Annotated in this window: 9 protein-coding genes; 6 read left to right on the forward strand and 3 right to left on the reverse strand. The window is 59.6% G+C overall.

What is annotated here, in order from left to right; genetic code table 11:
• The first annotated feature begins 282 nt into the window (after positions 1–282).
• On the forward strand, positions 283–1,632 hold the full coding sequence (locus HNQ83_RS20960) for an MFS transporter (protein WP_175390694.1): 1,350 nt from the start codon (positions 283–285) through the stop codon (positions 1,630–1,632).
• A gap of 182 nt (positions 1,633–1,814) precedes the next feature.
• Here the strand turns inward: HNQ83_RS20960 and rapA are convergent, their stop codons facing one another.
• On the reverse strand, positions 1,815–4,661 hold the full coding sequence (gene rapA, locus HNQ83_RS20965) for an RNA polymerase-associated protein RapA (protein WP_175390695.1): 2,847 nt from the start codon (positions 4,659–4,661) through the stop codon (positions 1,815–1,817).
• Positions 4,662–4,880: 219 nt separating this feature from the next.
• On the opposite strand from rapA, the gene HNQ83_RS20970 reads away from it, so the two are divergent.
• From HNQ83_RS20970 to ccoM, 3 genes are all read left to right on the forward strand, one after another.
• A complete protein-coding gene (locus HNQ83_RS20970) occupies positions 4,881–5,222 on the forward strand; it encodes an aspartate-semialdehyde dehydrogenase (RefSeq protein ID WP_175390696.1) in 342 nt (113 codons plus the stop codon).
• Between the two features lie 100 nt (positions 5,223–5,322).
• Positions 5,323–5,496 (forward strand): hypothetical protein, encoded by a 174-nt coding sequence (locus HNQ83_RS20975; protein ID WP_175390697.1) that lies wholly within the window; start codon positions 5,323–5,325, stop codon positions 5,494–5,496.
• A gap of 143 nt (positions 5,497–5,639) precedes the next feature.
• Positions 5,640–5,756, forward strand: a complete 117-nt coding sequence (ccoM, locus tag HNQ83_RS31475) for a cytochrome c oxidase subunit CcoM (protein ID WP_056856105.1) — start codon at positions 5,640–5,642, stop codon at positions 5,754–5,756.
• A gap of 267 nt (positions 5,757–6,023) precedes the next feature.
• On the opposite strand, the gene HNQ83_RS20980 is transcribed toward ccoM, so the two are convergent.
• Together HNQ83_RS20980 and HNQ83_RS20985 are read right to left on the reverse strand one after the other, a co-directional pair.
• On the reverse strand, positions 6,024–7,499 hold the full coding sequence (locus HNQ83_RS20980) for an inorganic phosphate transporter (protein WP_175390698.1): 1,476 nt from the start codon (positions 7,497–7,499) through the stop codon (positions 6,024–6,026).
• 377 nt (positions 7,500–7,876) lie between these two features.
• Positions 7,877–8,077: a hypothetical protein gene (locus HNQ83_RS20985; RefSeq protein ID WP_008056863.1), complete on the reverse strand. Its 201-nt coding sequence runs from the start codon at positions 8,075–8,077 to the stop codon at positions 7,877–7,879.
• Between the two features lie 682 nt (positions 8,078–8,759).
• Between HNQ83_RS20985 and pcaR the strand changes: the two genes are divergently transcribed.
• Both pcaR and HNQ83_RS20995 read left to right on the forward strand, forming a co-directional pair.
• A complete protein-coding gene (pcaR, locus tag HNQ83_RS20990; RefSeq protein WP_175390699.1) occupies positions 8,760–9,602 on the forward strand; it encodes a pca regulon transcriptional regulator PcaR in 843 nt (280 codons plus the stop codon).
• 124 nt (positions 9,603–9,726) lie between these two features.
• Entirely contained in the window at positions 9,727–11,073 is a 1,347-nt protein-coding gene (locus tag HNQ83_RS20995) for an MFS transporter (RefSeq protein ID WP_175390700.1), read from the forward strand.
• Positions 11,074–11,161 lie beyond the last annotated feature (88 nt).

Here is an 11,161-nt window from a genome sequence, read left to right on the forward strand (position 1 = left end):
AGGGACGCTGGGGGGGCAGACAAGGTCGCTATTCTAGGCTTCGCCAGCGGCTTGGAAAGGGGGTACGAAAGGTATTTTTCAGCGGATAGACGTGCGGTGCAAACCATCGCCTCAAGCCGATGAACATTGGGCCTCGTCAGTGCTTGGGAGGATAGCTTCGGGCGGGTGTCGCCATGGGCTGATATCAGCCTTACGAATAATTACAGACAGCGGTGACAGGCCTGTCTAGATTGGAGTTTCCGGGGACAGTGACGCCCCAATAACAATAAAAGAGACGGACCCATGCAGAACTCGACCCAAGCGGCGAATGCCTGGCGCATTCTGTTCCTGTTGTTCCTGGCGAACCTGTTCAATTTCTTCGACCGCACCATCCCCGCCATCATCATCGAACCGATTCGCATGGAATGGCATCTCAGCGATTTTCAGCTGGGGATCATCGGCACGGCATTCACGATTGTCTACGCGATCGCCGGCCTGCCGCTGGGACGGATGGCCGATACCGGTTCGCGCAGCAAATTGATGGGCTGGGGGTTGGCGGCGTGGAGCGGGCTGACAGCGGTCAACGGAATGGTGGGCAGTTTCTGGAGCTTCCTGATCGTGCGCATGGGCATCGGCATCGGTGAAGCCAGTTATGCACCGGCCGCCAATTCGTTGATCGGCGACTTGTTTCCGGCTCATCGCCGGGCACGGGCCATGGGGATCTTCATGCTGGGGCTGCCATTGGGGCTGTTGCTGGCGTTCTTCACCATTGGCGCGATGGTCAAGGCATTCGATAGCTGGCGAGCACCGTTCTTCATTGCCGCGGTGCCGGGGCTGATCCTGGCGATCTTCATGTTCTATATAAAGGAACCCAAGCGCGGTGCCGCTGAAAGCGTGCAGGTGTCGCAGGAGAAGGTCGACCGGCCGATCCGCCGTGTCCTGGCGGTGCCAACCTTCCTGTGGCTGGTGCTGGCCGGGTTGTGCTTCAACTTCGCCACTTATGCCTGCAATTCATTCCTGGTGCCGATGCTGCAGCGGTATTTCCTGATGCCGTTGCAGGAAGCGGCGGTGGCTACCGGTATCATCGTCGGCGTGACAGGCCTGGTGGGCCTGACTCTGGGTGGCTGGGTCGCGGACAAGATTCACCAGCGCATTGCCAATGGTCGCCTGCTGTTTGCCGCGTTCAGCCTGATTATTTCCACCTTGTGCACGGCGTGGGCGCTGCATTCGGGGCGGATCGAGATCGGTGTGTTCGTGGCTGTGTTCAGTGTCGGCTGGTTGTTTGCCTATAACTTCTACACCTGCGTATACACGGCCATCCAGGACGTGGTCGAACCGCGATTGCGGGCGACAGCCATGGCACTGTTCTTCGCCGGGTTGTATCTGCTGGGCGGTGGTCTGGGGCCAGTGGTGGTCGGTGGTTTGTCTGACCATTTTGCGCACACGGCGATGCTCTCGGCCGGGGCGGAGCAGATGACCGAGGCATTCAAGGCCGTCGGTCTGCATGATGCGATGTACCTGATTCCAGTGGCGCTGTTTTTCACCATGGTGTTTCTGGTGTTGGCTTCGCGGTGTTTTGTAAGGGATGCCAAGCGGATGAAAGAGGGATTGGTGGCGGTGGTTGAGCCTGAAGGTTCTGCGGCGACTGCATAATCGCTTTCGCGAGCAGGCTCGCTCCCACAGTGGTCTCGGTTGCTCACAGAATTTATTGTCACCCGAAGCCCTGTGGGAGCGAGCCTGCTCGCGAAGAGGCCATCTGCGGCACTACAAAACTCAAGCAAACAAAAAGGCCCGCATCGCTGCGGGCCTTCTTTTTTACCGGTAGAGCAGGGGGCTTAGCCCGCCACCAACACCCGAATCGCTTCCAGTCGCAGCGCCGCCTTGTCGAGCATGGCCAGGCCCTGCTCACGTTGTTTGCGCAAGGCAACCAGTTCGCTGTCGCGTACGGTCGGGTTGACCGCTTGCAACGCGGTCAGGCGTGCCAGTTCTTCATCGGTATCGGCCGCCAGACGACGTTGCGCCTCCGCCACACGTTCGGCGTGACGCGGGTAGATCTTGTCTTCGCCGGCGTTGATCCGTGGCGTCAGCTGGTCGCGCTGGGCCTGGATGAATTTGTTGGCGCTGGCGCGCGGCACGCTTTCGAGTTGATCGTTCAGAGTCTCGAACGCAACACGGGCCGACAGGTCGTTGCCATTGGCATCGAGCAGGCAACGCAGGGCGGCCGGCGGCAGGTAACGGCCCAGTTGCAGCGAGCGCGGGGCGACCACTTCGCTGACGTAGAGCAGTTCCAGCAACACGGTGCCGGGTTTCAGCGCCTTGTTCTTGATCAGCGCCACGGCGGTGTTGCCCATGGAACCGGACAGCACCAGGTCCATGCCACCCTGTACCATCGGGTGTTCCCAGGTAATGAACTGCATGTCTTCGCGGGACAGCGCCTGGTTGCGGTCGTAGGTGATGGTCACGCCTTCGTCGTCGCCCAGCGGGAAGCTGGCGTCGAGCATTTTTTCGCTCGGCTTGAGGATCAGGGCGTTTTCCGAATGGTCCTCGCTGTCGATGCCGAAGGCGTCGAACAGGGTTTCCATGTAGATCGGCAGGGCGAATTGGTCGTCCTGCTCCAGAATCGCTTCAACCAGCGCCTCGCCTTCGCCCGCGCCGCCGGAGTTGAGCTCCAGCAAACGGTCGCGGCCGGTGTGCAGTTCGGCTTCCAGGCGCTCGCGCTCGGTGCGCGCTTCGTCGATCAGCGTCTGCCATTCACCGTCGTCAGCCTCTTCCAGCAGCGGCAGCAGGCGTGGGCCGAACTGATGCTGCAGGGCGTTGCCGGTCGGGCAGGTGTTGAGGAAGGCGTTCAGCGCTTCGTGGTACCACTGGAACAGACGCTCTTGCGGGCTGGTTTCCAGGTACGGCACATGCAATTCAATGGTGTGCTTCTGGCCGATCCGGTCCAGACGGCCGATACGTTGTTCCAGCAAGTCCGGGTGGGACGGCAGGTCGAACAGCACCAGGTGATGAGAGAACTGGAAGTTGCGGCCTTCACTGCCGATTTCCGAGCAGATCAGCACTTGCGCGCCGAATTCTTCGTCGGCGAAGTACGCGGCGGCGCGGTCGCGTTCGAGGATGTTCATGCCCTCGTGGAACACCGTGGCCGGGATGCCGGAACGCACGCGCAGGGCGTCTTCCAGGTCCATGGCGGTTTCGGCGTGGGCACAGATCACCAGCACTTTGGTGCGCTTGAGCATTTTCAGCTGGTCGATCAGCCACTCGACGCGAGGGTCGAATTTCCACCAGCGCTCTTCTTCGTTGGCGTCCGGCTGGGCCTGGAAGCTGACTTCCGGGTAAAGCTCGGCGTGATCGCCCAACGGCAGTTCGAGGTATTCGTCCGGGCATGGCAGCGGGTAAGGGTGCAGTTTACGCTCCGGGAAACCTTGCACAGCGGCACGGGTATTGCGGAAGAGCACGCGACCGGTACCGTGGCGGTCCAACAGTTCCCGCACCAGACGGGCGCTGGCTTCGGTGTCGCCATCGTTGACCGCGGTCAGCAGGGCTTCGCCTTCGTCGCCGAGGAACCCGTGGATGGTTTTATGCGCTTGTGGCGACAGGCGTCCCTGGTCCAGCAGCTCCTGAACGGCCTCGGCCACCGGGCGATAGTTTTCGCTCTCGGCGCGGAAGGCGTGCAGGTCATGGAAACGGTTCGGGTCGAGCAGGCGCAGACGGGCGAAGTGGCTGTCCTGGCCCAGCTGTTCCGGGGTTGCGGTCAACAGCAGCACGCCGGGAATGGTTTCGGCGAGCTGCTCGACCAGCGAATACTCAGGGCTGACCTGATCTTCGTGCCACACCAGGTGGTGCGCTTCGTCGACCACCAGCAAGTCCCAACCGGCGGCGAACAACGCATCCTGGGCCTTCTCGTCTTCAACCAGCCATTCCAGGGCAACCAGAGCAAGCTGAGTGTCTTCGAACGGATTGGTGGCATCGCTTTCGATGAAACGCTCTTCGTCGAACAGCGCGACCTGCAGGTTGAAGCGGCGACGCATTTCCACCAGCCACTGGTGCTGAAGGTTTTCCGGTACCAGGATCAGCACGCGATTGGCGCGGCCCGAGAGCAGTTGGCGATGGATGACCAGACCGGCTTCGATGGTTTTACCCAGGCCCACTTCATCGGCCAGCAGAACCCGTGGTGCGATGCGGTCGGCGACCTCGCGGGCGATGTGCAACTGGTGAGCGATCGGTTGCGCACGCACGCCACCCAATCCCCATAGCGAGGATTGCAACTGGCGGCTGGTGTGTTCGAGGGTGTGATAGCGCAGGGAGAACCAGGCCAGTGGGTCGATCTGTCCGGCGAACAGACGGTCGCTGGCCAGGCGGAACTGGATGAAGTTCGACAGTTGGGTTTCCGGCAGGGTGACCACTTCGTTCTGCGCGTTGAGGCCGTGGTAAACCAGCAGGCCATCCATGTCGTCGACTTCGCGAACGGTCAGCTTCCAGCCTTCGAAGTGAGTGATGGTGTCGCCCGGCGAAAAACGCACGCGAGTGAGGGGCGCATTCCGTAGCGCGTACTGGCGGGTGTCGCCAGTGGCCGGATAGAGCACGGTCAACAAGCGGCCGTCCTGTGCCAGAACGGTGCCCAATCCCAGCTCGGCTTCGCTGTCACTAATCCAGCGTTGCCCCGGTTGATACTGCTGCGCCATGCTGCCTGACTCCCACCTTGAAAAAGCGGGCTATCTTAACGGAATGAGGGCTCCAGGGCCAAAAGACTCTCAGAAAAACTCTCGGGTTTTACGTTAGCCCACTTATGCACGGTGCGTGGGCTACGGCACCATCGAGTGCCAATTGGGTCACAGTTTGCGACCGGTGGCTCAAGTCGCCATCCCCGCAGCCGACAGCCTGCTGACAGGAGACTAATAAATATGCTGCCACCGATGCTCCCCTTGAGTGCCGTGCCCATCACTTCCCAGCACGACCCGGTCCGTCCGCGCCCGGACATTGCGCCGGTGGTGCCCATGCAGGAGAGTTCCACCGACAGCACCATCGACCTGAAAAATCGCGACCCCGAAGAAGCGGTTCTGCTATTGCGTGAGGAGCAGCGCCGACAGCAGGAGCGCGAGCGACGCCGTCGCGAAGCCGATGAGGATCCTGAAGCCCACCTGGCGATTCCCGGCACTGAACTCAATGCCGACAACACTGTGCCAGTGGCGCCGCTGATGGAAGACCAGCCTCGCCAGGGCTTGTGGGTCGATATCGAGATTTGAGGTCGCGGCTGGTCAGCGCCGTCGCCAGACCTCATTATTAGCGCAATCCTGCCTGCTGATGCGGCAGCTGAATGTCCTTTCAAGCGATGCACTGAACGCCATGAGCCAAGACGACAAGCTGATCGACCTCAATGCCGAACGCGCCAAGCGTGTCCATGACCTGAACGACAAGCGCCTCAATGAAGTGCGCCAGGCGTTCGAGCAGGCCATGCCGCTGGGTAAAACCAAGAAAGCTTCGAAAGCCAAATCGAAAAACAAGCCGAAAAAACGCTGAATCCCCCTGCATCGATTGATGCAGGTCAGTTTTTCCCTCCTTTCAAGCCCGGTCCCGGGCAACATTGATCCCGGTCAATATTCACTCCTGCCCGATTGGTTAACTTAGCTCCATCGCAACAAGGCAACAGCAGGAGACGCGTCATGTTTTTCGACAACGTGGTGATCGCCGGAGTGCTGACCGTCAGCCTCATGTTTGTATTCTTTGCCGGGTTTGGATTTTTTATCTGGAAGGATTCGCACAAGCGGAAAAAACCGTAGGTCATTCTGGATGTAATGAGCACGCAAGGCATTTTGGGCAACTTCGGTTGCCCTTTTTTTTGCCTGCGAAAATCTATCGATGCACACAAATCTACTGTGGGAGCGGGCTTGCTCGCGAAAGCGGAATGTCAGTCAACAGAGATGTTGAATGATAAACCGCCTTCGCGAGCAAGCCCGCTCCCACATTGGAACTGTGGCGATTGAACGAAAGCAGCAATAAAAAAGGCGCGGTCCTCACGGAGCGCGCCTTTTTCGTTCAGCAGCGTATCAGCTGCCCAGTGCCTTCGACGCCAGCCAGAACAGGCCGGCCGACAGGGCAACCGTGGCCGGCAGGGTCAGGACCCACGCCAGCAGGATGGTCTTGACCGTGCCGCCTTGCAGGCCGCTTTTGTTGGCGACCATGGTCCCGGCCACACCCGAGGACAGCACGTGGGTGGTGGACACCGGCAGGCTGAAGATGTTGGCCATGCCGATCATGCACGCGGCGGTGATCTGGGCGGACATGCCTTGGGCGTAGGTCATGCCTTGCTTGCCGATCTTCTCGCCAATGGTCAGCACGACGCGCTTCCAGCCCACCATGGTACCCAGGCCGAGAGCCAGGGCGACCGCCAGGATCACCCAGAACGGGGCGTATTCGGTGGTGGTCGTCAGGTCCTTGCGCAGCTTGTCCAGGTCAGCTTTTTCACGCGCTGCGAGGCCTGGCAGCTTGGCGACTTTCTTCGCGGTGTCGTCCAGGCACAGCAGATAGCGACGCACTTCGATGCGGCTTTCCGACGACAGCGAGTGGTAGTCAGCTACACCTTTGAGGGTGCCAAGAAGTGCGTCGATGGTCGGTTCTGTCTGCTGCGGGTTGCAGCGGAATTTCTCCGGCAGATCGCCTTCTACGCTTTTGCCCAGGGCCAGGAACTCGCCCAGGGAGTCGGCATTGCGCTTGTAGAACTGGCTCAAGTGCAAGGTGGCGTCGCGGGTACGCTCGATCTGGTAGGTGGTGCTGTTCAGGTCGAGTACGAATTGCGCCGGCACGATACCGATCAGCACCAGCATGATCAGGCCGATACCTTTCTGACCGTCGTTGGAGCCGTGCACGAAGCTCACGGCCATGGCCGAGATCACCAGCACCAAGCGGTTCCAGAACGGTGGGTGCTTCTTGTCGTCGATCTTGCGACGCTGTTCCGGCGTCTTGTGCATCTTCGACAGTGGACGCCACCATTTAAGGCCGATCAGCACCAGTGCGGCGATCAGGAAGCCTGCCATGGGCGAGAACACCAGCGACATGGCGATGTCGATCGCCTTCTGCCAGTTCACGCCGTCGGCCAACGGAATATCGTTGATGAGGGCGTTGGCCAGACCCACGCCGAGGATCGAACCGATCAGCGTGTGGGAGCTGGAGGCGGGGATACCGAAGTACCAGGTGCCCAGGTTCCAGGTGATGGCTGCGGCAAGCAACGAGAACACCATTGCCAGGCCATGGCCGGTATTCACGTTGATCAGCAGTTCTACCGGCAGCAGGTGGACAATGGCATACGCCACGCCAACGCCACCCAGCAACACGCCGAGGAAATTGAACACACCGGAAAAGAACACCGCCAGATGAGGCGGCATCGCTTTGGTGTAGATAACAGTGGCTACCGCGTTAGCGGTGTCATGAAATCCATTGATGAACTCGAAGGCGAGGACAAAAGCCAGGGCGAGCAAGAGGCTCACAAGCACCCAAGCATCCAGTCCGCTGAATAAATCGATCATGAAGGTTTTCTGACCCGGTCATAAGGGGGCGCGATTATGCCAGAAAAGACTGTCAATCGATGCACTAGCTGCTCATCGGTAACATTCTTCAACGAATTTTTTTGTCGTTTCACTGTCCGCCCCGGCATTTTGCAGAGGCTTGCAAGTCATTGAATTTCTTTGGAAACGCTGATGGCACAAGGGTTGCGCTCGCCTGCAGGAGAGGTTTAACCGCTTGTGTGAAATTTCTGAAAGGTGGGTCAGATTTGAGCCTTTTACCCTGTCAGATGGGCAAGGTAGCCGCCGCCCGCTCTTGGCGGGCGCAAAAGGCAACATTCGTACTTCCCGCTTTTAACGGGTGTAAACGCAGACCCCTGGAAGGATTCAAGCCGAAAACGTCATGGCTCTTCGGCTTTGAGTTCCTTTTCCATTTTTTCCAGTTCTTGCTTGAAAACCTGATCCTGAACGGTGGCGCGTTTACGCCAGGGTTTGCGTTCCGGTTCGGGTTGGGCGGCGTAGGTGGTGACTTCCCCGCCGTAAACTTCCTTGTAACGTTGTTCCTGGCGCTCAAGTTCCGCGCGCAGTTCGTCTTTCGTCACAGTGCTACCTGATTGAGTTGAGATGAATTCTGGTGAAACGCGCTGCGTTCAATGTATTGACCACGCTCGTCGAAAGGACAAGGCCCATGAAGGCATCGTTTACGGCAGGGCGATCGATCAGTACGTCCATGTTGCAGGCGGCCACGGCACCAGAGGTAAATAGCTGACGTAGCATCAGATTCCTGTTTCAGCGAGCGCGTTGGCGATGCAATTGCAGTCAGCGTCGGACGCTTGCCGAAAGGCAGCGGCGATGAAATATCGCGCCGCCGGGTAGCAGTATTGGCGAGTAAACAATCGCCTGGCTACTGATTTGTATTATAGCGAGCGATTCACAGAACACTATCGTCAAGGGGATAAAAGTAGATCTTGTTGCGTGATTGTTTTGTTACCCACAACTTTTACTGGCAACTAGTGTGTTGCTGGATGCCACTTTGCAACGATGCCTTTCTGGCGCCATTAAGTCGAACAACTTAGGACAATTTTAAGTCCGATTTCGGGCCTGCACGAATACATATAGGGAGGGCGGCGTAACCCGATCTGTTGGCCGGTTGAAAGGTGGGAGCTATGGATTGCGATTATCGGTCGATGGTTCGATAATCGCCCGGTGTTGGTTGGCCGGGCTTGTTTGCCGGGCCCATGCCGCTTGTAATAGTCGCTGATCCGTGTGGGAAAAGGACCTGATATGAACGATCAACTGCGCAACTCCTTCGCTTCTGTGGCTCCGCCGATCGTCGCGTCGCCCGCCAAGCGGATTCAGGCCATGACCGGCGACCCGGATTTCATGACGTCGCTGGCGCGTGGCCTGGCCGTCGTGCAGGCATTCCAGGAGCGCAAGCGGCACCTGACCATCGCCCAGATCAGCCACCGCACGGAAATTCCCCGCGCCGCTGTCAGGCGTTGCCTGCATACGCTGATCAAACTCGGCTACGCCACTACGGACGGTCGCACTTATTCACTGTTGCCCAAAGTGCTGACCCTCGGCCATGCCTATGTCTCCTCGACACCGCTGGCGGTTTCTGCCCAGCCGTACCTGGACCGTATGAGCGAGCAACTGCATGAGGCCTGCAACATGGCCACGCTGGAAGGTGATGACATTCTCTACATCGCCCGCTCAGCGACGACCCAGCGTCTGATCTCGGTCGACCTTTCAGTGGGTGGACGCCTGCCGGCCTATTGCACGTCGATGGGCCGGATTTTGCTGGCCGCCCTGGATGACACGTCGCTGCGTGAATACCTCGATCATGCCGACCTGCAGGCCAAGACCAGCCGTACCATCCATACCCCGGAGGCCTTGCTCGAATGCCTGCAGGAGGTGCGGCAACAAGGATGGTGCATTGTCGATCAGGAACTCGAACAGGGCCTGCGCTCCATTGCCGTCCCGGTGTACGACGCTTCCGGCCAGGTGGTCGCGGCGCTCAATGTCAGTACTCACGCGGGGCGAGTCAGCCGTAACGAACTGGAGCAGCGTTTCCTTCCCGGTTTATTGAGCGCCAGCCGCGACCTTAGCGCCCAGCTGTTTGCCTAAGCTGTTCGATAAACGCACAGAGTCGCGTTTGGCGAATTGACGCTGTTTCCTGTGGATTATTACTGTCGCGGCTGCGCCGGCGCTGTCCGGCTCCCGTTCGACTGTGATCCATGGAATAAAAATAATGAACCAGCCTCAGTCCGCTGTAGGTAACTGCCTCGACGTTCAGTCCTTTATCAACGCTCAACCCATTTCGCGCTACCAGTGGCGCGTGGTGATCCTGTGTTTCCTGATTGTCTTCCTCGATGGCCTCGACACCGCGGCCATGGGTTTCATTGCGCCGGCCCTGTCTCAGGACTGGGGTATCGACCGCGCCAGCCTGGGCCCGGTGATGAGTGCGGCGCTGATCGGCATGGTCTTCGGCGCACTGGGTTCGGGCCCTTTGGCTGACCGCTTCGGGCGAAAAGTCGTACTGGTGGGGGCCGTATTGTTGTTCGGTGCGTTCAGCCTCGCCTCGGCGTACAGCACCAACGTCGATCAGTTGCTGGTGCTGCGCTTCCTTACGGGCCTGGGGTTGGGGGCCGGGATGCCCAACGCGACAACGCTGCTCTCGGAATACACCCCGGAGCGCAAAAAGTCCCTGCTGGTGACCAGCATGTTCTGCGGCTTCAACCTGGGCATGGCCGGTGGCGGATTTATTTCGGCCAAGCTGATTCCGGCGTTCGGCTGGCACAGCCTGTTGCTGATCGGCGGGATTTTGCCCTTGATCCTTGCTGTCGTTTTGCTGTTCTGGCTCCCGGAATCGGCGCGCTACCTGGTCGTGCGTAACCGTGGCACCGACAAAGTGCGCAAGACCCTGGCACCCATCGATCCGACAGTGGTCGCCCAGGCCGCAAGCTTCAGCGTGCCGGAACAGAAAACCGTGAAAGCGCGCAACGTCTTCGCAGTGATCTTCTCCGGCACCTACAGTGCCGGCACCTTGTTGCTGTGGCTGACCTACTTCATGGGCCTGGTGATTGTTTACCTGCTGACCAGTTGGTTGCCGACGCTGATGCGCGACAGTGGCGCGAGCATGGAGCAGGCCGCGTTCATCGGCGCGCTGTTTCAGTTTGGTGGTGTGTTGAGTGCGGTGGGCGTAGGTTGGGCGATGGACCGGTTCAATCCGCACAAGGTCATCGGTACTTTCTACCTGTTGGCGGGGATATTTGCCTACGCGGTGGGGCAGAGCCTGGGCAGTATCACGTTGTTGGCGACCCTGGTGCTGGTGGCCGGGATGTGTGTCAACGGCGCGCAATCGGCGATGCCATCCCTGGCCGCGCGCTTTTACCCGACACAGGGGCGCGCCACCGGCGTGTCGTGGATGCTCGGCATTGGTCGCTTCGGCGCGATCCTCGGGGCCTGGATGGGGGCCACGTTGCTGGGCCTGGGCTGGAATTTCGAGCAAGTGCTGACGGCGCTGGTGATTCCGGCCGCTGTGGCTACCACGGCGGTGGTGATCAAGGGTGTGGTCAGTCATGCGGATGCGACGTGACAGGCTGATCCTGAATCTCCAGCGTGTTTGAAGGCCTCTTCGCGAGCAGGCTCGCTCCCACAGTGGACCGCATTCCACTGTGGGAGCG

Origin of the sequence: Pseudomonas sp. C2B4 (genome assembly GCF_013359695.1) — a bacterium.
In the GTDB taxonomy this organism is placed as follows: domain Bacteria; phylum Pseudomonadota; class Gammaproteobacteria; order Pseudomonadales; family Pseudomonadaceae; genus Aquipseudomonas.

What these genes read in the sequence shown, in the direction of transcription:
- HNQ83_RS20960 (WP_175390694.1), top strand. Translation starts at nt 283, where the DNA reads ATGCAGAACTCGACCCAAGCGGCGAATGCCTGGCGCATTCTGTTCCTG.
- rapA (WP_175390695.1), bottom strand. Translation starts at nt 4,661, where the DNA reads ATGGCGCAGCAGTATCAACCGGGGCAACGCTGGATTAGTGACAGCGAA.
- HNQ83_RS20970 (WP_175390696.1), top strand. Translation starts at nt 4,881, where the DNA reads ATGCTGCCACCGATGCTCCCCTTGAGTGCCGTGCCCATCACTTCCCAG.
- HNQ83_RS20975 (WP_175390697.1), top strand. Translation starts at nt 5,323, where the DNA reads ATGAGCCAAGACGACAAGCTGATCGACCTCAATGCCGAACGCGCCAAG.
- ccoM (WP_056856105.1), top strand. Translation starts at nt 5,640, where the DNA reads ATGTTTTTCGACAACGTGGTGATCGCCGGAGTGCTGACCGTCAGCCTC.
- HNQ83_RS20980 (WP_175390698.1), bottom strand. Translation starts at nt 7,499, where the DNA reads ATGATCGATTTATTCAGCGGACTGGATGCTTGGGTGCTTGTGAGCCTC.
- pcaR (WP_175390699.1), top strand. Translation starts at nt 8,760, where the DNA reads ATGAACGATCAACTGCGCAACTCCTTCGCTTCTGTGGCTCCGCCGATC.
- HNQ83_RS20995 (WP_175390700.1), top strand. Translation starts at nt 9,727, where the DNA reads ATGAACCAGCCTCAGTCCGCTGTAGGTAACTGCCTCGACGTTCAGTCC.